The sequence below is a fragment of the Paraburkholderia sp. HD33-4 genome, assembly GCF_021390635.1.
In the GTDB taxonomy this organism is placed as follows: domain Bacteria; phylum Pseudomonadota; class Gammaproteobacteria; order Burkholderiales; family Burkholderiaceae; genus Paraburkholderia.
Genome location: NZ_JAJEJS010000001.1, coordinates 1,813,358 through 1,836,191, shown reverse-complemented (window position 1 = coordinate 1,836,191; position 22,834 = coordinate 1,813,358). Strand labels below are relative to the sequence as shown.

Here is a 22,834-nt window from a genome sequence, read left to right as displayed (position 1 = left end):
GTGAGGTGCCGGACCGGAAGGGAAATGGCGATGGCGGACCAGAATGCCAGCCGGCGAAGGTCTGTCTGGGGGCGCGGGCCTTGACGGCGCTGCTGATCGGCACACTGTCGATGCGCGCGACGCATATGCGCCAGGCGCCGCCGCCGCGACGCAGCCCACGCGCGCCTCACGGGCCCAGAAAGCACGATGCCCGCTACTCGAGCGGGCATCGAAACGGCAGCCGGGGCTTGCGCCGCCCAGCGGCAAGATCTGCCGCGCTTAGTTCGGGCGACGATACGCTTCGGCGATCACGGCGCAGTTCTGCAGATGCAGGTTCAGCGCATGCAGCGCCAGCGCGCGCAGCTTGCCGAAAAACGTGTTGGCGGCGGGGATGGAACGGACGGCATTCGATGCGGTGTTCATGTTGGCTCCTCATTAGGGTTTATACCTAAGCAATAACCCGATTATAGTCATCTCATGGCGCAGCGCAACAAAAATTAATATTTTTTGGCGGTGTGGCCGCGCCACCGTCGCGTATCGGATACAGAAAATTCTTAAAAGGGCAGCAACGGTCGCGCAGGTATTAACAATCCGCACCGTACAGGTGCAATAATGACCCCTTTGCCTGCGACGCTTCGCCGCAGCCTCGCCGTCATGACCGTCGCCCAGACTCAGAAAGCTCTGATTGCGCCCCTGATCGTCGCGTGCGCGATGTTCATGGAAAGCGTCGATGCCAACGTGATCGTCACAGCGCTGCCGGCCATGGCACGCGATTTCGCTCGCGATCCGGTCACGCTGAAGATCGCGGTGACGAGTTACGTGCTCGGGCTCGGCGTGTTCATCCCGGTATGCGGCTGGCTCGCCGACAAGTTCGGCGCTCGCACGGTGTTCCGCACGGCCATCGCCATCTTCATTGCGGGCTCGCTGTTGTGCGCCGCGTCCAACTCCCTCGCTACCTTTACGGTTGCGCGCTTCATTCAGGGGGTCGGCGGCGCGATGATGGTGCCGGTCGGGCGGATCATCATCTTTCGCGTGGTGGAGAAAGCCGACTTCATCCGCGCGATGAACTACCTGAGCGTGCCCGCGATGCTCGGCCCCGCCGCCGGTCCGCTGCTCGGCGGCTTCATCACCACGTATCTGCACTGGCGGCTGATCTTCTTCATCAACGTGCCGATCGGCATTCTCGGCATCTATCTGACCAATCGTTATATCGCCAATACGCGCGAGCCCGACCCGGGGCCGCTCGACTGGATCGGCTTCCTGTTGTCGGCGGCGGGCGCGGTATTGCTGCTGCTCGGTTTGTCGCTGGTCGGCGGTGAACTGATTTCGAATACCGACGCGTTCGGCATGTGCGCGCTCGGCGCGATGCTGCTCGCGATCTACGTCGTGTACGCGCAGCGCGTCGCGCTGCCGCTGCTCGATCTGCGCTTTCTCAAGGTGCCGACCTTCCAGGCGAGCGTGCTTGGCGGGTCGCTGTTTCGCATCGGTCTCGGCGCGTTGCCGTTCCTGCTGCCGCTGCTGCTGCAGGAAGGTCACGGCATGAGCGCGTTCCAATCGGGGCTGATCACCTGTGCGTCCGCGTTCGGCGGCATGTTCATGCGCACGATCGCGTCCAGGGTGCTGCGCCGCTTCGGCTTTCGCCAGGTGCTCGTGTTCAACGCCGCGCTATCGGGCATTTCGATCGCCGCGTGCGGGCTGTTTTTCCCGCACACGCCGACGTGGATCATCTGGGTCGTCGTGCTGCTCGGCGGCTTCTTCCCCGCGTTGCAGTTCACGAGCCTCAATTCGCTGACCTATGCGGAGATCGCGAGCCGCGACGTCGGCCGGGCGACGAGCCTCGGCAGCGTCGTGCAGCAGATGTCGCTCGGTCTCGGCGTGACGGTCGGCGGGATCGTGCTGCAGATTTCGCGCGCGCTGCACGGGCATCCGAGCATCACGTGGTCGGATTTCTGGCCCGCGTTTCTCGTGGTCGGGCTGTGCTCGTTCGCGTCGATTCCGGTCACACTGCGTTTGCCGCGCGGCGCGGGCGCGGAGATTTCGCGAGGCGGGCGCGGTTGAGGAGGCGGGATGAGCTGGACTGAGCCCAGCTCGAGCATCCCCCCGCAGCCGCCCCACCCTTCACCGCGTCAGACGCTCACGCGCGCTTGCGAATCACGCTCACTTCGCCATTGCGTTCGAGAATCGCGGCCGCCACATTGTCCATCGAGCTCGAACCGGTTTTCTGCCGCACGCTTTCCTCGATGTCTGTGCGCGTGACGAGCGCCGCGTGCATTTCGTTCGCGTGGAACTTGCCGTCGCTGAACAACTCGCGCTCGGTGCCGCCCACCAGCAGCTCGAAGCGGCGCGAGCGTATGAACGCCCACGCGAGCATCCGGTGACACGCGACGATCGCGAACGACGCGACCACGGTCGCGATAAACGGCGAAGCACCGACGATCGCGCGGCTCAGCGTCGCACCGAGCAGAATCACCACGACCGAATCGAACGGCGAGCGCTGTCCGAACGAACGTCGCCCCGATACGCGGATCAGCGCGAGCGCGATCACGAACACGGCGATCGAGCGCATCCCCATCTGCAACGGGTCGAGTTCCCTGCCCTGGCCGAATAGAACGAAAAACGCGTCCATCATGTTCGTCCTCCTCGCAGCGTGTTGCCGTAGCAATGCTCTGGCGTCCGGATAGTTGCGAGCGAGACGAGCCCGCGACTCGCGACACAACGCCGGCGATCAGGCCAGCGCGCCATCCGTCGCCCACGACATCAGCGTGTCGCCGAAGCCGCCGCGCGCGCGGGCCGCGGTGCGCGCGCTCGTGGTCACGCGCGGCGCGGCACTCCACGCGATGCGCGCGCCAATCGCGATCAGACGATCGACGAGCGCGACGTCCTCGCTGCACCTGAGCGGCGGAAAGCCGCCCGCGCGCCGATAGGCGTTTGCGGAGACGCCGAGATTCGCGCCGTGCACATGACGATGTCCGTCGGCGTCGACATAGGTCTTGCGAAAATGTTCGCGCACGCCGTGCGGATGCGCGCTCCAATCCTCGACGGCGATCGAGCCGCACACCGCATCGGCGTCGAGCGCCAGTTGCGCGGCCAGCCAATCCGGCGACACGCGGCTGTCGGCATCGGTAAACGCGAGCCAGCGCGCACCGTGCGCGAGCAGCAGCGACGCGCCGAGCGCCCGCGCGATCCCGACGTTGCGCGCCTTCAGCGTGAGCGTCTGCACGCCGTAAGCGCGCGCGATCGCGCCGCTGAAATCGCTGCATGCATCGAGCGCGACGACGATCCGCACCTCCTCGCCGGCGAGCGCTTCGTGTCGCGACGCTTCGAGCAAGGCCGCGAGGCACCGCGCGATCAACGCCTCTTCGTTATGCGCCGGAACGATCACGCCGATCATAGAAGCCCCTCACGCTGCGCGACCGAACGGGCGTCGCGCGACCACACGTCGATCAGCAGGTCGGCTTCGTCGTGATGCGCGAGACGCGCGAGACCACAGCGCGCATCGAATAGCGCGTGCGCATGATCGGCCGATTCGCTCGCTTCGGCGAACGGGCGGCGCCAATGACAGGCGAGCAGCGTGCCGTCCGTCGTCAGCGACCCGGCGATGCGCGCGGCCAGCGTTTCGAGTTCGGCCGCGTCGAGGTAGTACGCGAACTCGCTGATCACGATCAGATCGAACGGCCCGCGCTCCGTCGGCCATTCGCGCGGCACCCTGCGCTGTTCGACGCGCACGTTCGATGCGCCCGCCACGCGTTCGCTCGCGAGCTCGACGGCGCGCGCATGCAGATCGGCGGCGAGCAGCGCGTCGCAGCGCGTCGCGAGCGCGACTGTCAACTCGCCGTTCGCGCAGCCCGGTTCGAACGCGTTGCAATAGCGCGGCCGCGGCAGCAGCGCGAGCGTCAACGAACGCTTGCGGCGTTCGTACCAGCCTTCGCGCAAGCGCCATGGATCGTCGCTGTGCCGGTAAAGGTCATCGAAGTACAACATCGTCGAGCTCATCTCAGCGATCCTCCGAAGGCTGGGGAGAAAGCGTCATAGCGTCCACGGCGTCAGCGTTAGCGAAGACGCGTGATGCGATGCAAGCACGGCGCTCGGGTCGACGCACGCGACGAGCCGTTCGCCGAGCGTGGCAAGATCGCGTTCCGCGTGACTTTGCCGCAGAAACACCGGCAGATCGGCGAGCGCCCGCGCAAAGCGCGCATCGCGGCACAACGGGCCCGCGCCAAGCGCGCGCGTCGCGTGATCGATCACGGCGCTCGCGGACTCTTCGACCGTCAGACGCGCGCGCAACACGCGCGTTTGCGCATCGGCAGACGGCTGCGCGTCGATCCACGCAGCGGTTTCGCGCAGTACCGCGGCGGCCGACTGCAAGGCGACATCGGTCGCACCGAGATGAGCCAGCCGATGCGCATCCGCGCGCCTGGCGCACGCGTCGCGCAGCGTGCGGCCGATCTGTGCGGCCGCGCCGTACCAGCACGCGGCGATACCGGCGCCGCCATGCCAGAAGCCCGCACGACGCAGATACGCATGCGGCGCGCCGACGAGCGTCGCCACGGTGTCGTGGAACGTGACATCCGCACTCGCGCTCGCCTGCATGCCAACCGCCTGCCACTTCGAGATATCGATCGAGATCGAGGCCTGGTTCAGCGCGACGGCCGCGAGCACGGGCTCGTCGTCGCGCCACGCGGTCACGAGCGCATGGGTGAGCGCCCGCGCGCCGGAGCACCAGGCTTTGGTGCCGGACAGGCGTACCGGAGCGCCCGCGCCGGAAACGTTCTGGATTCCTTCATTGATCGCGCGCAGCCGCGCGTCCGGCGCCTCGGCGGCCCACACGCCCCAGCGGCTTGCCGTGGCTGGCAACGGACCATTCAGCTCGGCGAGAATCGCGAGCGCATCGGTATGGCCTTCGAACAGTTTGACGAGACCGAGGTCGCAGGCGGCAACAGCCGCCAGCGCGCGCCAGCGCACCAGCGTCTCGCCATGTCCCGGCAACGGCATGGTCGGCGCGCGATCGTAGCCGCACTCGATCAGATCGGCGAGCAGTGCTCCGAGCGCAGCGGGATCATTCGCATCGAATCGCGCGTCGCACAGGAAACCGTCGAGCGACATGGCGGGGTTGACCGGCTGCGGCGCGCTGGCGCTCGCGCGTAGCGCGCGGCCGCCATGCTGATTCGAGACCTGGCGTGTCGGGGCCTTGAAGCTGGCCGCGTGGTCGCGGGTGTCGAGCATCGTGCCTCCCTGCAACGATTCGATCCTCTGCCCGCCGAGTGACGGCGGACCGGAACGCATGCAGAGTCACAGCAAACACCGTGCCCCGGCTGGCAACGCAGCCGCGCAGCGAAACAGCGGCTACCTCCCCCCACTTCCGCTCAGACGTCCATCCGCCTTCGCGAGCAACGCGTCGAGGACCGCCATCTCGACCGGCTTCACGAGGTGCGCATGAAAACCCGCCTGGCGAGTGCGATCGAGATCGCTCGCATGGCCGAAGCCCGTCATCGCCGCGTACATCGTGCGGGCCGACTCGGGCAGCGCGCGCAGCGCCGCGAGCGTCGCATAGCCATCCATCTTCGGCATCGCGAGATCGATCAGCGCGAGATGCGGCGAGAAGCGCGGCGCGATCTGCAGAGCCTGCTCGCCCTCGTAGGCGATACGCACCTCGTGGCCTTTCAGTTCGAGCAGCATCGCGAGGCTGTCGGCCGAATCGCGATTGTCGTCGATGAGCAGAATCCGCAGCGGCTGCACCTCGGGCGCGGCGTTGAGCGTGCCGCTGTCCGTGGTGTCGGACTGCGAGGGCGCGAGCGGCAGGCTCAACGTGAACGTGCTGCCGTGTCCCGGTCCTTCGCTGCTCGCGACGATGCTGCCGCCATGCATTTCGACGAGCGATTTGCACAGCGTGAGGCCGATCCCGAGGCCGCCCTCGCCGACGTTCTGGCTGTCTTTTTCCTGTGCGAACAGTTCGAAGATCTTGTCGAGCGAGCGCACCGGAATGCCGCAGCCGGGGTCGCGCACTTCGAGCACCGCCATGCGAAAGTCGACACGTCCCTGCACCTCGATCACGCTGCCTTTGGGCGAAAACTTCGACGCGTTGTGCAGCAGGTTTTGCAACACCTGCACGAGCCGCGTCATATCGCCGCGAATGATCACCGGATCCTCGGGCACCTGCGCGATCACGCGCTGCTCTCGCGAGTCGGTGAAAGGTCGCGCCGCTTCGATTGCGCGCGCGACCAGTTCGGTGAGATCGACACGCGAGATGCGCAGTTCGACCTTGTCGGACATGATGCGGCCGACGTCGAGCAGGTCGTCGACGAGCCGCGTCAGGTGCGTGACCTGGCGATCGATCAGATCGCGCGCACGCGCGACCACCGGGCTCAGATTGGTCTCCATCTGCAGCGTGCCGACCGCGTTGCGCACCGGTGCTAGCGGATTGCGCAGCTCGTGCGCGAGCGTCGCGAGAAATTCGCGCAGGCGCTCGCTCGAGCGTTCGAGCTCCTCGCGGCGGCGCCGCTCGGTCAGGTCCCGCGTGACCTTCGCGAAGCCGCGCAGCCGGCGCGCTTCGTCGTACACGGCCGTGATGATCACATTGGCCCAGAAAGTCGAGCCGTCCTTGCGCACGCGCCAGCCTTCGTCCTCGACGGTGCCGAGCTGCCGCGCGATCGCGAGTTCGCGCGCGGGCTTGCCGGCGGCCGCCTCCTCGGGCACATAAAACAGCGAGAAATGCCGGCCGACGATTTCGTCGTGCGTGTAACCCTTGATGCGCGCGGCACCCGAATTCCAGCTGACGACGAAGCCTTGCGGATCGAGCATGAAGATCGCGTAGTCCTTCACGCTATCGACGAGCAGACGGAAGCGCTCCTCACTCTGACGCAACGCTTCGAGGTATTCGCGGTGCGCGGTCAGATCGCGGGTGATCTTCGCGAACCCGGTGAGCTCGCCCGCCGCGTTGCGAACCGACGTGATCACGACGTTCGCCCAGAACGTCGTGCCGTCCTTGCGAACACGCCAGCCTTCGTCCTCGAAGCGGCCGGTCAGCGTCGCCTGTTCCAGCTCGTAGGTCGGCCAGCCGCGCGCGACGGCTTCCTCGGTGTAGAAGCGCGAGAAATGCTGGCCGACGATCTCGCTTTCCGTGTAGCCCTTCAGCTTCTGCGCGCCGACGTTCCAGCTGACGATGTGGCCTTTCGCGTCGAGCAGAAAGATCGCGTAGTCCGAGATCGCCTGCACGAGCGATGAATAGTCGACACCGACGGTCGCTGACGGCGCGGCCTCGGCCTGCACTCGAGCGCGCTCGCCGTGGTCGCCGGAAGAAGAAGCATCAAGCTGGTTCATGGTGGACACGTGATCGGAATTTTCGTTTTAAGCAAACCTCGCGCCTGGCCGGCGGCGAAGCGTTCGCGCAAGCGGTCGCGCGGTCCACGCATGGGCCCGGAGGCGTCGCGAAGCGCGCTCGCGCGCCGGCTCATAAGGCGCCAAGCTTATAACGGCGGGTCCCGCGATTGCTAGCGGGTCAAGACGGAATGCGTCGCCGTGTTGCGGCTTCGGCGTTCCGATTTGCCCTTCACTAGCAAAAACAGGAGTGTCAATTGAAAAAGATATTCACGACTTTCACCACGAACTACGCGGCCCCGCTCGCTCTCGCCGCGGCGTTGAGTCTCGCCTCCACCGTCGCGCAGGCCGAAGGCTGCACCAAAGGCGCAGTCGTGGGCGGCGTCGGCGGCCATCTCGCCGGGCACCATGGGACGGCGGGCGCGGCCGCGGGCTGCGCGGTCGGCCACCATGAGGCAAAGAAGAAGGACAAGGCCGCGAGCGCCGCGGCCGCCGCGAGTGAACCAGCGGGCAAATAGTGCCTGCCGTGAGGAACGCGAGCAGGTGAGAACGGGCCGAGCGTCGCGTGATACCGACGGCCGGCCCGGCTCTTCCTCGCTGCCAGTGCGCACGGGTCGCGAGTTGAAACGGCCGCGGCGCCCGCGCGCCGGTCAACCCGCCGCGCCGATCTTTTCCGCGAGCTTCGCGTCGTAGCTCGAATGGACATGCACGCGCTTCTTGTCGGGGTATGCGTACGCGTACGCCTTGCGCAGCGCGAGCGACGCTTCGTGAAAGCCCGACAGGATCAGCTTCTGCTTGTTCGGATAGTTGGCGATATCGCCGACGGCGAAGATGCCCGGCCGCGAGCTTTCGTAGTTCGATGTATCGACGTCGACGCGCCCGCCGTGAATCGCGAGTCCCCACTGCGCGATCGGACCGAGATCGGCGACGAGTCCATACAGCGCGATCAGATGCTCGGCTTCGAGCTGCGTCTCGCCGTCGATCTGCCGCAGCGTCAACGAACGCAGCGCGCCGTCTTCCACATCGAGCGCCGCAATGCCACCGACGACGAAGTCCATCTCGCCCGCCTCGACCGCGCGCCGCATCTGCTCGACGCTCGAATCGGCCGCGCTGAAGCCGGCGCGCCGATGCACGAGGGTCACGCGCCGCGCGACCTTGCGTAATGCCAGCGCCCAGTCGAGCGCCGAATCGCCGCCGCCCGCGACGACCACGATTTTGTCGGCGAAATCGGCGAGGCGCGGCACGCTGTAGTGCACGTGGCGCGTTTCGAGCGGCACGGCCTCGGGGAGCCCGAGCTTTTGCGGGACGAACGCGCCATTGCCGGCGGCGAGCAGGATCGCCGCCACGTCGAACACGAGGCCTTGCTGCGTGCGCACGGTCCAGCGTCCGTCGTCGCGCTGCTCGACCGTGTCGACGCGCTGTTCCAGATGAATCGGCACATCGAACGGCTTGCATTGCGCGATCAGCCGCTCGACCAGCTCGCGCGACGTGCACGATGGAATTGCGGGGATGTCGTAGATCGGCTTGTCGGGGTACAACTCGATGCACTGGCCGCCGACGCGTCCGAGTATGTCGACGATCTGACAGGTGAGGCCGATCACACCGGCCTCGAATGCCGCGAACAGACCCACGGGACCGGCGCCGACGATCAGGACATCGGTGCGGATCGGCGCGGTGGGCGGAGCGGACGGGTCGGCGGCAACGGTCATGGGGCAGGTCTCCAGATCACGGTGAGAGGCGCAATTCGAGCATCGATGACCCACCATACCGAATCGGCCCGCACGCGGCAACGATGTCACTGCCGACGGTAAGGATGCTCGTCAAGTGCGCGCCGCGCCCGAAAGTGGTCACCTGAAAATATCTGGAATCGGCCATTTTGATGATCCAAACGACGGACTAAGCTAACGACCAATCCGATGCATCGCATCGTCCCAACCGTCCAGGAACTCATCATGGAACAACGTCTCGACTTCTACAAAGCCAACCCCGCCGCAATCAAGTCGTTGCTCGGCGTTGAAGAGCGCATCGGCAAGTCGGCGCTCGAAAAATCGCTGACCGAACTCGTGCGGCTGCGCGCATCGCAGATCAACGGCTGCGCGTACTGCGTCGACATGCATACGGCGGACGCGCGCAAAGGCGGCGAAACGGAGCGGCGTCTCGCGACCGTCGTCGTGTGGCGCGAAACGCCGTTCTTCACGGACCGCGAGCGCGCGGCGCTCGAATGGACCGAAGCGGTTACGCTGGTGTCGCACGATCACGTGCCCGACGCGGTATGGAACGCGGTGCGGCCGCATTTCAGCGACGAGGAACTGGTCGACCTGACGCTGCTCGTGTCGGCGATCAACGCATGGAACCGCTTCGCGATTTCGTTCCGGAAGATGCCGGCCTGAAGGTGGCATGCCCGGTGGCATGACCGGCGGCATGACCGGTGGCATGAGGGCGGCATGAGGCGTCGTGAAGCGCGGCGGCGCACGCCCTGCCTCACTCGCCAACCCACGACCCACGCAGATCGCTGTCGTGCAGCAACTGCAGCAGCGTGCCCGCGGGCCGGCTCAAGCGCTTCGCCGCCAGCGCGATGAATTCCACCGACGGCAACGACGGCAGTCCGGCCGCATTCAATGGCGGCGCGAGCCCGCGCGCGGCCAGATACTGCGGCCGTACGGTGATCCCGAGTCCGCCGCGCGCGGCCGCGATACAGCCGGCATGACTGCTGCTCGTGCAGACGATCTGCCAACTCGCGCCGGCTTCGGCGAGTGCATCGAGCACGACCGCGCGCGTCACGCTCGGCTCGGCGACGAGGATCAGCGGCAGCGGCTGGCTCAGATCGACGAGCGTGCCGGTCCGTGCGAGCCATTCGAGCCGGCCCGTGAAGAGCGGCACGCCGCGCCGGTCGCCGAGCCGGCGCTTGCCGACCAGCAGATCGATCGCGCCCGCGTCGAGCAGTTCATAGAGCCTGCCCGTCATGCCGATTGTGATTTCGAGTTCGACGTCGGGATGCGCGTTGCGAAACGCCGCGAGCACGGTAGGCAGCGGCCCAAGCGCGATATCGTCCGACGAGCCGAGCCGCACGCGCCCCTTCAGGCGCGGCGCGCGAAACTGCGATTCCGCGCGCGACAGTGCCTGCAGGATCACGCTCGCATGCGCGAGCATCGCTTCGCCGTCGGGCGTCATTGCGAGCGAATGGGTGTCGCGCACGAACAGGCGCCGGCCCACGCTCTGTTCGAGCCGCCGGATATGTTCGCTGACGCTCGATTGCGTCAAATCGAGCCGCCGCCCCGCTTCGGTGAAGCTATGGCAGGCCGCGACGGTCGAGAAGGTCTTGAGCCAGATGGGATTGAGCATGCGTGATTGTCGCGCTGCTTATCGACAGTGTCGATAACAGTCAGCGAGTCTAGTGGGGTTCCCGATTGACTTCAATGTCAATAAGATGACGGAATTCCGCCTCACCCTGCTCTGGCGGCGCTTTGCCGCCGCGCCCGCTGTCGAAAACATGACCAAGGATTCCTCCCAGACCGCCCTGCTGTGGATCGTCGCCGCCGGCTTCTTCATGCAGTCGCTGGATACGACGATCGTCAACACCGCGCTGCCGTCGATCGCGAACAGCCTGCACGTCGCGCCGCTCGCGATGCAACCGGTCGTCGTCGCCTACACGCTGACGATGGCGATGCTGACCCCCGCCTCCGGCTGGCTTGCCGACCGCTTCGGCACCCGCCGCGTCTATTTCGCCGCGATTCTCGTGTTCGTGCTCGGCTCGATCTGCTGCTCGAGCGCGCACACGCTCGGCCAACTCGTGATGGCGCGCGTGCTGCAAGGCCTCGGCGGCTCGATGCTGCTGCCGATCGGACGGCTCGCGGTGCTGCGCAGCGTGTCGGGCGAGCAATACGTGTCGGCGCTCGCGTTCATTTCGATCGCGGGCCAGCTCGGGCCGATCGCCGGGCCGACGCTCGGCGGCTGGTTCGTGCAGGCGATCACGTGGCACTGGATCTTTCTGATCAACGTGCCGATCGGCGCGCTCGGTCTGTATGCGGTGCACCGCTTTCTGCCGTCGCATGACGAGACCCAGGCGCCACCGTTCGACATGATCGGCTGCGCGTTGCTGTCGCTGTGCATGATCGCGTTTTCGCTCGCCATCGACGCACCGGTCTCCTCGCATCGCGCGGCATGGTCCGCGGGGCTGTTCGCGTTGGCCGTCGCCAGCGCGCTCGCCTACATTCCGTACGCGAGAAACCGCCGCGATCCGCTGTTCCGGCTGTCGCTCTTCGGCGAGCCGAATTTCAGCGTCGGCCTGATCGGCAATCTCGTGTGCCGGGTCGGTTCGAGCGCGGTGCCGTTCCTCGTGCCGCTGCTGCTGCAATTGCAGCTCGGCTATTCGCCGCTCCACTCCGGTCTGATGATGCTGCCCGCGGCGCTCGCCGGCACGCTAGCGAAACGCTGGATCGCGCCGCTCGTACGCCGCTACGGCTACGACACGTTCCTTCTCGTCAACACGATCATCGTCGGCTCGGCGATCGTCGCGTTCTCGCTGATTACGCGCGGCACACCGCTCGTGATCGAAATCGCGATCCTCGCGGTGTTCGGCGCGGCCAACTCGATGCAGTTCGCGGCGATGAACAGCGTCACGTTGAAGGACCTGTCGCACGAAGACGCTGGCATGGGCAACAGCCTGTTCTCGATGGTGCAGATGCTCGCGATCGGGCTTGGCGTATCGATCGGCGGTGGGCTCGTCAATCTGTTCGCGGCCCAGTGGGGCTCGGCGGAACTCGGCTTCCGGCTCGCGTTCGTGTGCGTCGGCGTGATCACGCTCGTGTCCGCGTGGATCTTCCGCCATCTCGACGACCCGTCGGGCACACGCGTGATTCGAGGGCAGGCCGCGCCGAGCGCGGGGCGTTGAGAGGCGGCGCGCGTTTCACCGCCGTTGGCGCAATCCCGGGTCCGCGTCTTGCTGCCGGAGGTTTGTCTTCCCTCCAGGAGAGCAGCGATGAGCAAGACGACGGAAAAATCCCACGGCGAAGCCAGAAACGCGGCCAAAAACGAATCCGGAAGCGCGCCCGGCACCCAGACCGAGGATTTAGCGCATCCGCACCACGCCGCGCATAGCGACAACGCGAAGAGCAAGATGCCCGAGCGCCACGACGAAGGCCACAAGCGGTCCCCCGCGGATCGTCCGGGCAAAAAGTCCGGCGAGGGCGAACCGTCAGTCGGTTAAAAAATAAAACCCTGCCCCAGGTCGGCCCGGGCTGTGTCGTGCACCCGGGCCGCATCGCCATTGCTTTCCAGCAGCTTTCTGTAAGCAAACATTTCTTCCACATTTTTACCGATTATTTTTTCGGCGCCTTGGACTATTTTGCTGCTTGCGGCAAGGTGTGCGCCCTGCGAACCGGTTGCCCCGCTGTTTGCCGCTTTATGCCGCTTCCGATCGTTAAAAGGCGTCATCCATGTCCAACCCGTCAAGTTCTGCCCTTGCCCGTGCGCCCGTCGCCCATGTCTCGATCTGCGTGCCCACCTGCAATCGTCCCGACCTGCTCGTCGAATGCGTCGACTCGTGCCTCGCGCAAAGCTATCGGCAGGTGGAAATCGTGATCGGCGACGATTCGACGGACGCGCGCACGCGGCAACTGATCTTGCAGCGTTACCGCGACGAACCGCGGGTGCGCTACGAGCGGCACGAGCCGCCGCTTGGCCAGGCACGCAACGTGTCGAGCCTGTTCGCGCGGGCGCGCGGCGACAAGATCCTGCTGATCCACGACGACGATCTGTTGACGAGCGACGCCGTCGACCAGCTCGTGTCGCTATGGCAGCGCTATCCGCAACTCGATGCGGCATTCGGTGCCCAGTACGAAGCCGATCACGACGGCGCGATCGACTTCGGCGCGAGCCTACGCCTGAACGCGGCGTTCCGGCGTACGAAGGCCAGCGAGGGTCTGCAGCCGCTCGCCGGCCGCACCGGCCTGATCCAGATGTTTCCGAACAATGGCTGGATGGCCGATGCGCGGCTCGTCAAGCGGATCGGCTACGACGAGCGCTACGGCGTCTGCTGCGACTACGTATTCGGCACCCAGCTATGCCTTGCCGCGCGCGAGGTGTTTTATCTGCACGACTATGTGTCGGTGTATCGGAAGACCGCGACGTCGATCTCGCACAGCACCCGCGGCACGGGCATGGCCGCGACGCTGAGCGCCTATGCGTTCGTGAAGTCGCTGCGTCTGCCGGCGCGGCTCGAAGCGTCGCGGCGGCAGGCGCTGCGGCGCTTCGTGCCGATCGTCGTGTCGATTCACGCGAAAAACGGCGACGCGCGCACGGGCTGGCGGATCGCGCGCACGCATCTGTTCGCCTACAAGTACGGCTTTAGCGCGCGGCTTTACTATCATCTGCTGATGCTCGCGCGCGCGGCCTGGCGGGGGCGTCTGCCAATGGCGAGCGCGGCCGCCGAGGCCGTCGCCGGCGTGGCGGCGGCGCCGTCGATGGCGACGGTCGGAGCCGTTGGCGCGGTCGCGGTGAATGAGGCCGCAAGGAGCGATGAGTTCGTCGGCGACCGCTCAAGGCCGGTATGAGCCGCGACGGACGCGTCGCGGTCCGCGCGAGCGTGCTCCAGCCGATTTGCTGCTAAGCATTCCCTGCTTAGCAAACGCGTATTCGTTACTTGGTCTCGCACGAGCCGCTGATTACGATGAGCACGACCCGTCATCGCAGAGGTATTTCGCCATGTCAGACAATGCGTGTTTCAGGCCGCGCGTGATCGAACCGGTCGTCGATGACCGACCCGAGGGGCTCGGCCTCGCAGTCGAGCTTTGGCTCGCGCAACCGATCGACGGCATCGCAGGCCGCGCGGTGCAGATTCATCTGCGCAGCGGCGCGAGGATGGAACAGGCCGAGAGCTTGCGCGACCTGCTGCATGCGTGGGGGACCCGGATCGTCGTGAGTTGAGCCAGGCGCCCTGCTCCGCGTTTGCGGCTCCACGCGCAAGCGTCGACGCCATAAAAAAGCGGCGGCCAGGTTGCCCTGGGCCGCCGCTCGAATGCTGCGAAACGCGTCGCGCATCGCAGCACGACGTGTCGATGTGTTCTATCAGCCGCTCACGGCTCGTGCCGCAGATACCCTTCGGCCGACGGATCGCGCATGCGCAGCGACACGATACCTGCGAGCGCGCACAGCGCGGTCACGTACCAGAAGAACATCGTCTCGACGCCGGCCGACTTCAGCCACAGCGCGACATATTCAGCCGAGCCGCCGAAGATCGCATTCGCGACCGCATACGACAGCCCCACGCCGAGCGCACGCACTTGCGGCGGAAACATTTCCGCCTTGATCAGGCCGCTGATCGACGTATAGAAGCTGACGATCGCCAGCGCGACGACAACGAGCGCGAACGCCGCGACCGGGCTGGTCACATCCTTCAACGCATGCAGCAGCGGCACCGTGCCGAGTGTCGCGAACAAACCGAAGCACAGCATCGAATTGCGTCGGCCGATCCTGTCGGACAGCGCGCCGAACGCCGGCTGCATCAGCATGTAGACGAACAGCGCGGCGGTCATCACCGAGCTCGCGGTCTTCGCGTGCATGCCTGCCGTGTTGACCAGGTACTTCTGCATATACGTCGTGAACGTATAGAAGATCAGCGAGCCGCCGGCCGTGAAGCCGAGCACCGTCATGAACGCGCCCTTGTGCTGCCACAATCCGCGCAGTGTGCCGGCTTCCTTGCGCTCACGCGTCGCGGCGGTGGTGGTTTCGTCGAGCGATTTACGCAGATAGAGCGAGACGAGCGCAGCGATCGCGCCGATCGCGAACGGCACGCGCCAGCCCCATGCCTTCAGCTCGTCGGTCGTCAGCACCTGCTGCAGGATCACGAGCACGAGCAGCGCGAACAGTTGACCGCCGATCAGCGTCACATACTGGAACGACGCGAAAAAACCGCGTCGGCCCTTCAACGCAACTTCGCTCATATAGGTCGCGCTGGTGCCGTATTCGCCGCCCACCGACAGGCCCTGGAACAGCCGCGCGATCAGCAGCAGGGCCGGCGCGAGCGCGCCGATCTGCGCGTAGGTGGGCAGCATCGCGATCACGAGCGAGCCGCCGCACATCATGAACACCGACACCATCATCGCGGCGCGGCGGCCGCGCTTGTCGGCGAACCGGCCGAAGAACCAGCCGCCGATCGGCCGCATCAGGAAGCCGGCGGCGAACACGCCGGCCGTATTGAGCAACTGCGTGGTGGTGTTGCCGCTAGGAAAGAACGCCGGCGCGAAATACAGCGCCGTGAACGAATACACGTAGAAGTCGAACCATTCGACAAGATTGCCCGATGAAGCGCCGACGATCGCGAAGATGCGGCGCCGGGTGTCATTGGCCGGGGCCAGGACGGATTGGTCGGTTAGATCGTTCATGCAGATGTCGGTCCTTTTTTATGACGAGGATGACGGTCGTGACGCCGCCTCGATGCCGCGTGTCGCGGCCATCCGCCCACGCGCGCGGCGAATTTTACATAAATGAAAGTTTCTGATGGGGTTTTGCCGGCGCATCTGCAGGAAAGCCCTGGGTCTGGGCTCGCGGCGATTTTGCCGTGGCATAGAAACGAAGCCCCCGCCAGCCGGGAGGCTGCGGGGGCGTCGGGTGATCGACCCGGAGCGGTCGGGCAACGTTAGGAACCGTTGCCGCCGTCGGGTGGAGATGTCAAATTGGCCGTTGCATGTCGGGCATCAGATCCTCACGGACGGCGGCACATACCGGCACTCAAAGCGCTTTCTGACCGTACCGTTTTCGTCGACACTCTCGAGGTACACGTCGAACTGCCACAAGCGCGCCATGTGTTTGAGCACCTCGTCGCTATCCGACGACAGGTGCCGGTTGTCGCTCATGAAGTGCCGCAGCGTCAGGCTGCGATCGCCACGTGTATTGACGGCCCACACCTGAATGTTCGGCTCGCGGTGATGCATGTCGTACTGCCGCGACAGCGCCTGGCGCACATACTGGTAGCCGCTATCGTCGTGAATCGCCGACACTTCGAGCGCGTCGCGCATGTCGTCGTCGAGCACCGAGAACAGGCGCATTTCGCGGATCAGATGCGGCGACAGATACTGCGCGACGAAGCTCTCGTCCTTGAAGTTGCGCATCGCGTAGTGCATCGCCGGCAGCCACGGACTGCCTGCCAGCTCCGGAAACCAGCGGCGATCTTCGTCGGTCGGCGCTTCGCAGATGCGCCGGATGTCGCTCATCATCGAAAAGCCGAGCGCATACGGATTGATGCCGCTGTAATACGGCTTCGTGACCGGCGGCTGGTAGACGACGTTGCTATGCGAATGGAGGAACTCCATCATGAAGCCGTCTTCCAGCTTGCCCTGGTTGTACATCGTGTTGAGCAGCGTGTAGTGCCAGAACGTCGCCCAGCCTTCGTTCATCACCTGGGTCTGCCGCTGCGGATAGAAGTACTGACCGATCTTGCGCACGATGCGGATCACCTCGCGCTCCCACGGTTCGAGTAGCGGCGCGTTTTTCTCCGCGAAATACAGCAGGTTTTCCTGCGGCTCGGGCGGATAGCGCCCTTCGACCTCCTCGGGCAGCGGCGTATGGCGCGTGGGCAACGTGCGCCACAGCTCGTTGACCTGCGACTGCAGATACGCTTCACGTTCGCGACGCGCGGCGAACTCTTTCTGGAGCGACAGCTTCTGCGGCCGCTTGTAGCGGTCCACCCCGTAATTCATCAGCGCGTGGCACGAATCGAGCAATTCCTCGACGCGATCGAGCCCGTAGCGCTCCTCGCATTCCGCGATGTAGTTCTTCGCGTAGACGAGATAGTCGATGATCGCGTGCGCGTCGGTCCACAAGCGGAACAGATAGTTGCCCTTGAAGAACGAGTTGTGACCGTAGGCCGCATGCGCGATGACGAGCGCCTGCATCGTCATCGTGTTCTCTTCCATCAGATACGCGATGCACGGATTCGAATTGATGACGATTTCGTACGCGAGCCCCATCTGGCCGCGACGATAGCTTTTTTCGGTTGCGAGGAAATGTTTGCCGAACGACCAGTGACGGTAGTTCACCGGCATACCGACGGACGCGTACGCGTCCATCATCTGTTCGGCGCTGATGAGTTCGAGCTGGATCGGATACACGTCGAGCTCGTATTGCTCCGCAACACGGGCAATATGCGAGTCGTACTCTTCGATCAATTCGAAGGTCCAGTCGGACGGGCACGGCAGAGGCCGTCTATCGGCTACGTTCATACGGACTTCCCTTTGCCCCTCGATGGGCGTTCCGGTGTGTCCCGTGCTGCAGCATCGCGGACTGCTCCGGCGTGAGCGGCTCCCGTGTTGGCCGCTCCCTGCCTCGGCATGCCCCGACTGTTACTGCGGCACGCCTTTGTTGCGCTGCGGCGCTTTCATACGATGGGTCGCCCCACGTCACACGAATCGCCGCCCGCTTCGTCGTTCAGGTGCTTCAGGCGCCACCAGCGTTCCATCACGAAGTCGCCGCCTGCTTCTCGAACAGCTCGCGAAACACCGGATAAATATCGGCCGCGGTTTCGACCTTCTTCATCGCCATGTGCGGTTGCGATAGCGCCAGCTGCGCGTATTCGAGCCACAGATTCTGCTCTTCGGGCGTCACCTGAATATACGCAAAATACCGCACCTTCTCCAGGATGTCATCCGAGAGTATCTTGCGGCACTTCGGTGAGTCGTCGGTCCAGTTGTCGCCGTCGGAAGCCTGCGCCCCGTAAATGTTCCATTCAGTTGGCGAGTAGCGTTCGTCCATCACCTTGCGCATCAGTTCGAGCGCGCTCGACACCACCGTGCCGCCGCTTTCGGTCGAATGGAAGAACGTGTCTTCGTCGACTTCCTCGGCGCGCGTGTGGTGGCGAATGAACACGACTTCGATCTTCTCGTAGTTGCGCTTCAGGAACAGGTACAGCAGGATGAAGAAGCGCTTCGCGAGATCCTTGCGCTGCTCGTCCATCGAACCGGACACGTCCATCAGGCAGAACATCACCGCCTGGCTCGACGGCGTGGGCTGCTTCACGCGATTCACGTAACGCAGATCGAACGGATCGATGAACGGAATCCGCCAGATGCGTCCTTTCAGATGATGGATGTCGTCTTCGAGCAGCTTGATCTCTTCGCGGCGATCGGCGGGATCGGCCTTCATTTCTTCGAGTTGCCGCTCCATCTCGTGCAGCTGGTTGACGAGCGGCGCGCCGAGCGCGATGCGCCGGCCAAGCGCGCTGCGCAGCGAGCGCACCACGTCGATGTTGTTCGGCGTGCCCTCGGCGGCCCAGCCCGCGCGGATGCTTTTCCACGTCGGCACGGCCATCAGATGAGTTTTGACGAGACGCGGCAGTTCGAGGTCGTCGAAGAAATACTGCATGAACTCTTCGCGGCTCAACTCGAACACGAAGTCGTCCTGACCCTCGCCCTCGTTGCTGGCCTGCCCCCCTCCGCCGCCGCCACCGCCGCCTTGCGGGCGCTGGATCTTGTCGCCGCGGATGTAGTCCGAGTTGCCGGGATGCACCATCTCGCGCTTGCCGCCCGGCCCATGACGGAACGACGGCTCCGCGATGTCCTTGCGCGGAATGGTGATGCTCTGGGTGTTCTGGATGTCTTTGATGCTGCGATCGCGCACCGCCTCCGAAACGGCGCGACGAATATAGTTTTTGACGCGGCGCAAAAAGCGCTCGCGATTCGCAATGCTCTTGTTCTTGCCTGCCAACCTGCGGTCGATGATTTGATGAAGCACGCCCGGTCTCCCGTCCATGCAACCGCGTTTGCGCTGCGGCCGCACTAATATTTCGGGTGCGCGAGACGCCCGCCGCGCAGTGCAACGCTATGCGGCTTGCGCCTCGCCGGTTGCCCGTACGGTCGAACCGTACGGGCGGCACACCATGAGTATCATGCGCGCATCAAGAAGACTTGCGCACGCGCAGATACCAGTCGCACAGCAGGCGCACCTGCTTCGGCGTATAGCCCTTCGCCACCATGCGATTGACGAAGTCTTCGTGCTTGCGCTGCTCCTCGGCCGAGCCTTTCGCGTTGAACGAGATCACCGGCAACAGCTCTTCCGTGTTCGAGAACATCTTCTTTTCGATCACGACGCGCAGCTTCTCGTAGCTGATCCACGCGGGGTTCTTGCCCGCATTCGCAGCTCGCGCACGCAGCACGAAGTTCACGATCTCGTTGCGGAAGTCCTTGGGATTGCTGATGCCCGCGGGCTTCTCGATCTTCTCCAGCTCGGCGTTCAACGCGGCACGGTCGAAGCTTTCGCCGGTGTCGTGGTCGCGGAACTCCTGATCCTGAATCCAGAAGTCCGCATACGTGACGTAGCGATCGAAGATGTTCTGGCCGTACTCGGAGTACGACTCCAGATAAGCGGTCTGAATCTCCTTGCCGATGAACTCCGCATAGCGCGACGCGAGCACGTCCTTGATGAAGGACAGATACTTCTGCTCGGTTTCCGGCGGGAACTGCTCGCGTTCGATCTGCTGTTCGAGCACGTACATCAGATGCACCGGATTGGCCGCGACCTCGGTCGAGTCGAAGTTGAACACGCGCGACAGGATCTTGAACGCGAAGCGGGTCGACACGCCGGTCATGCCTTCGTCGACGCCCGCGAAGTCGCGGTACTCCTGGTACGACTTCGCCTTCGGGTCCGTGTCCTTCAGATTCTCGCCGTCGTAGACCTGCATCTTCGAGAACAGGCTCGAGTTCTCCGGCTCGTGCAGACGCGTGAGCACGGACAACTGCCCCATCATCTTCAGCGTGCCCGGCGCGCACACCGCGTTGGCCAACGACGAGTTGCGCAGCAGCTTCTCGTAGATCTTGACCTCTTCGCTATAGCGCAGGCAGTACGGCACCTTGACGACGAAGATCCGGTCGAGCAGTGCCTCGTTGTTGCGGTTGTTGCGGAATGCCTTCCACTCCGACTCGTTCGAGTGAGCGAGGATGATGCCGTCGAACGGAATCGCGCCGAAGCCTTCCGTACCCTTGAAGTTGCCTTCCTGGGTCGCGGTGAGCAGCGGGTGCAACACCTTGATCGGCGCCTTGAACATTTCGACGAACTCGAGCAGACCCTGATTGGCGAGGCACAAGCCGCCCGAGTAGCTGTACGCGTCGGCGTCGTCCTGCGCGTACTGTTCGAGCTTGCGGATATCCACCTTGCCGACCAGCGACGAAATGTCCTGATTGTTCTCGTCGCCCGGTTCGGTCTTCGCGATACCGATCTGCCGAAGGATCGACGGAAAGCGGCGCACCACGCGGAACTTGCGGATGTCGCCGTTGTATTCATGCAGGCGTTTGACAGCCCACGGACTCAGGATGTTTTTGAGGTAACGGCGCGGAATGCCATATTGCTCTTCGAGGATCGGACCGTCTTCCTCGTAGTCGAACAGACCGAGCGGCGATTCGTTGACGGGCGAGCCCTTGATCGCATAGAAGGGCACGCGTTCCATGAGCTGTTTCAGACGTTCCGCGATCGACGACTTGCCGCCGCCGACCGGTCCTAACAGATACAGAATCTGCTTCTTTTCTTCGAGCCCCTGGGCCGAATGCCGGAAGTAGGCGACCACCTGCTCGATCACCTCTTCCATTCCGTAGAACTCACGGAATGCGGGGTATACCTTGATGACCTTGTTCGCGAAGATCCGCGATTGACGCGGATCGTTGCGCGTGTCGATCTGTTCAGGTTCTCCGATTGCCGTCAACATGCGTTCGCCAGCGGTGGCGTACGCGGCGGGATTGTCTTTGCAGAGCGCGAGATACTCCTCGAGCGAGAGTTCGTCCTCCCGTGTTTTCTCGAAGCGGGTCGCGAAACTGCTGTAGATATCCATGCTACCTCCTCGCCGAAGTCTGGGGCGATGTCGTGCGCGGCGCGCTATTCGGAAACGACATCGCTCGAATTCATCCTAAACCCTTTTAAATTTTTTTTCACGGACTACGTTGCGAAAATCGCGCCGTAACCGCCACACCACAGTCCTCACTTGGAAACAAAGAATCGACCACCTACAATTTTTCACTTAAGCGACAACCCATCACATCAACTGCCGCTCCGTTGTATCGCTGCTTTCTTCAGCACCGCATCGCTATTCAGTGCTCCTGCACGAACTTCGCGGTACCGTTGCATCGCGCCACATGATCGCGTTGCTAATGCACATCCCGTACCTGCACCGTCGACCGTTCGCAAAAATGCGGCTGTCTGCGCACGCACACTTCGTCATGAAAAGCATGCACGTGATGACGTTTTCGCTGCCCGCCGCCGTTCATGCTCACCTCTGTTGCAAGCGCTGAGCACGATGCGTCGCGACCAACGCGTCAGGCGATTCGTCCGCGCCCGGCGGGTTTCGTTGCGCACCGTTCACTTCATCGGCGACCCGCCGTTGCGCGTGTGCTCCGTATGACTGGATGACGGCTGCGGTTTGCGACGCTCTCACAGGTGTATGCGGAAGGGACGCGACAAAGTTGCAACAAAGGCCTTCGAACAGGGTGACGATTCAAAGACTGCCACCGTTTCATATTGGCCAAAATAAAAACGGCTGCGCGCAGGCAGCCGTTTTGCAATGAAGCGTTGTAATTTGCGGTTACAAGCACCGCGGCATCGCTCAGGTCAATTCGATTTCCACTTCACCCAGTCCGTCGATATGACCACGCACGATGCCGGGCTCGTCGATCTTGTGCGCGCCGACGTATGAGCCGGTGGTCAGGGTCCAGTCACGCTCGATCGTGATGCCCATCGCCGCGCAATGATTGACGAACCAGACGAGCAGTTCGCGCGGATCGCCGGCCGGATTGCCGGTCACTTCCGGCAGCAGCGAGCGGCCGTTGAAACTCAGCTCCAGTTCCGGCGACACGAAGTCGAAGCCGCGCGCGAGGCTCGCATAGACGGCCGGATGGCCGGCGATCAGCGCGCCGTTGTTCTGCGCATCGGCCAGTTGCGCGAGCGGCGCCACGTTCGGCCATTCGGCGAAGCGGCTGTCGACGATCTCGATGGCCGGCAGCACGGCGCCGACCTTCGACAGCACCTCGTCGCGCGCATACGCCTGAGCGCGCGGCTCGATGGTTAGGTCGAAGCGGAACGCGATCTCGAGTTCGACCAGCACGCGAAAGAATCCGTCTTGCGCGAGCCGCGCCGGCGACGGCATCACCAGCGAGGCCGGAATCGGCGCGCCCGACGCGGCGCCTCCCGGCGACTTGGCGCCGATCTTCCACGCGCCGGTCGACTCGCCGAGACCCGTGATCACCGCCTGCTGGATCGCGTAGGCGGTCGCCGCATCGGGCGGCAGGCTGTCGGGTGCGGGCGCGTCGATCGGCCGGTGCTGCCGGCGGGCCTCGACGAGGCAGTGCGCAAGATCGTAGCGCGTCATGTCGGTTCTTTGTGGCTGGCGCATGGCAGGGTTCACGGGACGTAGCAATAAGTGGGAACCACCTGTTGAAGGTGCGGGCAGCCGCGCGCCGCGCACGCGGATCGGGGCCATGCCCGTCAATGTACCGGATCGCGACTCGTGCCGGTGAAAGGCGGAAGCGCGCAAACGTTAATTCTTGCGCGCGCCGAAAAAAAAGCCGCG

21 protein-coding genes are annotated in these 22,834 nt (G+C 64.4%); 7 read left to right on the top strand and 14 right to left on the bottom strand.

The window, feature by feature from the left end; all coding sequences use genetic code 11:
- Positions 1–258: 258 nt before the first annotated feature.
- The gene (locus L0U84_RS08105) at positions 259–402 is read right to left on the bottom strand and encodes a hypothetical protein (RefSeq protein ID WP_168991635.1); all 144 of its coding nucleotides are present in this window, start codon (positions 400–402) and stop codon (positions 259–261) included.
- A 231-nt stretch (positions 403–633) separates the two neighbouring features.
- Between L0U84_RS08105 and L0U84_RS08100 the strand changes: the two genes are divergently transcribed.
- On the top strand, positions 634–2,037 hold the full coding sequence (locus L0U84_RS08100) for an MFS transporter (protein ID WP_233851973.1): 1,404 nt from the start codon (positions 634–636) through the stop codon (positions 2,035–2,037).
- A gap of 76 nt (positions 2,038–2,113) precedes the next feature.
- Here the strand turns inward: L0U84_RS08100 and L0U84_RS08095 are convergent, their stop codons facing one another.
- From L0U84_RS08095 to L0U84_RS08075, 5 genes are all read right to left on the bottom strand, one after another.
- A complete protein-coding gene (locus L0U84_RS08095; protein WP_233849139.1) occupies positions 2,114–2,608 on the bottom strand; it encodes a DUF421 domain-containing protein in 495 nt (164 codons plus the stop codon).
- A 96-nt stretch (positions 2,609–2,704) separates the two neighbouring features.
- The gene (locus L0U84_RS08090) at positions 2,705–3,370 is read right to left on the bottom strand and encodes a glycosyltransferase (protein ID WP_233849138.1); all 666 of its coding nucleotides are present in this window, start codon (positions 3,368–3,370) and stop codon (positions 2,705–2,707) included.
- On the bottom strand, positions 3,367–3,972 hold the full coding sequence (locus L0U84_RS08085) for an SAM-dependent methyltransferase (protein ID WP_233849137.1): 606 nt from the start codon (positions 3,970–3,972) through the stop codon (positions 3,367–3,369). Before L0U84_RS08085 ends, L0U84_RS08090 begins: the two co-directional genes overlap by 4 nt.
- Positions 3,973–4,005: 33 nt before the next feature.
- On the bottom strand, positions 4,006–5,202 hold the full coding sequence (locus tag L0U84_RS08080; RefSeq protein WP_233849136.1) for an acyl-CoA dehydrogenase family protein: 1,197 nt from the start codon (positions 5,200–5,202) through the stop codon (positions 4,006–4,008).
- A 120-nt stretch (positions 5,203–5,322) separates the two neighbouring features.
- Positions 5,323–7,296 (bottom strand): PAS domain-containing hybrid sensor histidine kinase/response regulator, encoded by a 1,974-nt coding sequence (locus tag L0U84_RS08075; protein WP_233849135.1) that lies wholly within the window; start codon positions 7,294–7,296, stop codon positions 5,323–5,325.
- A 317-nt stretch (positions 7,297–7,613) separates the two neighbouring features.
- On the opposite strand from L0U84_RS08075, the gene L0U84_RS08070 reads away from it, so the two are divergent.
- On the top strand, positions 7,614–7,811 hold the full coding sequence (locus tag L0U84_RS08070) for a hypothetical protein (protein ID WP_233851972.1): 198 nt from the start codon (positions 7,614–7,616) through the stop codon (positions 7,809–7,811).
- 132 nt (positions 7,812–7,943) lie between these two features.
- On the opposite strand, the gene L0U84_RS08065 is transcribed toward L0U84_RS08070, so the two are convergent.
- Positions 7,944–9,002, bottom strand: a complete 1,059-nt coding sequence (locus tag L0U84_RS08065; protein ID WP_233849133.1) for an NAD(P)/FAD-dependent oxidoreductase — start codon at positions 9,000–9,002, stop codon at positions 7,944–7,946.
- 243 nt (positions 9,003–9,245) lie between these two features.
- Between L0U84_RS08065 and L0U84_RS08060 the strand changes: the two genes are divergently transcribed.
- Positions 9,246–9,683 carry a carboxymuconolactone decarboxylase family protein gene (locus L0U84_RS08060; RefSeq protein WP_129963667.1) on the top strand — a complete coding sequence of 146 codons (438 nt, stop codon included), beginning with the start codon at positions 9,246–9,248 and terminating at the stop codon, positions 9,681–9,683.
- Positions 9,684–9,774: 91 nt separating this feature from the next.
- Here L0U84_RS08060 and L0U84_RS08055 read toward each other — a convergent pair whose 3' ends face one another.
- On the bottom strand, positions 9,775–10,635 hold the full coding sequence (locus L0U84_RS08055; RefSeq protein WP_233849132.1) for a LysR family transcriptional regulator: 861 nt from the start codon (positions 10,633–10,635) through the stop codon (positions 9,775–9,777).
- A gap of 148 nt (positions 10,636–10,783) precedes the next feature.
- Here L0U84_RS08055 and L0U84_RS08050 point away from each other — a divergent pair, with 148 nt between their 5' ends.
- Positions 10,784–12,184, top strand: coding sequence for a DHA2 family efflux MFS transporter permease subunit (locus L0U84_RS08050; protein WP_233851970.1), 1,401 nt, complete (start codon positions 10,784–10,786; stop codon positions 12,182–12,184).
- Between the two features lie 87 nt (positions 12,185–12,271).
- Complete coding sequence (locus tag L0U84_RS08045) at positions 12,272–12,499, top strand: hypothetical protein (protein WP_233849131.1); 228 nt, start codon at positions 12,272–12,274, stop codon at positions 12,497–12,499.
- Here the strand turns inward: L0U84_RS08045 and L0U84_RS08040 are convergent.
- On the bottom strand, positions 12,496–12,726 hold the full coding sequence (locus tag L0U84_RS08040; protein ID WP_233849130.1) for a hypothetical protein: 231 nt from the start codon (positions 12,724–12,726) through the stop codon (positions 12,496–12,498). The two genes, L0U84_RS08045 and L0U84_RS08040, sit on opposite strands and share 4 nt — an antisense overlap.
- A gap of 2 nt (positions 12,727–12,728) precedes the next feature.
- On the opposite strand from L0U84_RS08040, the gene L0U84_RS08035 reads away from it, so the two are divergent.
- Together L0U84_RS08035 and L0U84_RS08030 are read left to right on the top strand one after the other, a co-directional pair.
- The gene (locus tag L0U84_RS08035; RefSeq protein ID WP_233849129.1) at positions 12,729–13,844 is read left to right on the top strand and encodes a glycosyltransferase family 2 protein; all 1,116 of its coding nucleotides are present in this window, start codon (positions 12,729–12,731) and stop codon (positions 13,842–13,844) included.
- Between the two features lie 151 nt (positions 13,845–13,995).
- On the top strand, positions 13,996–14,217 hold the full coding sequence (locus L0U84_RS08030; RefSeq protein WP_233849128.1) for a hypothetical protein: 222 nt from the start codon (positions 13,996–13,998) through the stop codon (positions 14,215–14,217).
- A 149-nt stretch (positions 14,218–14,366) separates the two neighbouring features.
- Here L0U84_RS08030 and L0U84_RS08025 read toward each other — a convergent pair whose 3' ends face one another.
- From L0U84_RS08025 to L0U84_RS08005, 5 genes are all read right to left on the bottom strand, one after another.
- The gene (locus tag L0U84_RS08025; protein WP_233849127.1) at positions 14,367–15,674 is read right to left on the bottom strand and encodes an MFS family transporter; all 1,308 of its coding nucleotides are present in this window, start codon (positions 15,672–15,674) and stop codon (positions 14,367–14,369) included.
- A gap of 312 nt (positions 15,675–15,986) precedes the next feature.
- Entirely contained in the window at positions 15,987–17,510 is a 1,524-nt protein-coding gene (locus tag L0U84_RS08020) for a SpoVR family protein (RefSeq protein WP_129960749.1), read from the bottom strand.
- Between the two features lie 235 nt (positions 17,511–17,745).
- A complete protein-coding gene (locus L0U84_RS08015; protein ID WP_233849126.1) occupies positions 17,746–19,017 on the bottom strand; it encodes a YeaH/YhbH family protein in 1,272 nt (423 codons plus the stop codon).
- 163 nt (positions 19,018–19,180) lie between these two features.
- Entirely contained in the window at positions 19,181–21,103 is a 1,923-nt protein-coding gene (locus L0U84_RS08010) for a PrkA family serine protein kinase (protein ID WP_233849124.1), read from the bottom strand.
- Positions 21,104–21,871: 768 nt separating this feature from the next.
- A complete protein-coding gene (locus L0U84_RS08005) occupies positions 21,872–22,633 on the bottom strand; it encodes a 2-keto-4-pentenoate hydratase (RefSeq protein WP_233849122.1) in 762 nt (253 codons plus the stop codon).
- Positions 22,634–22,834 lie beyond the last annotated feature (201 nt).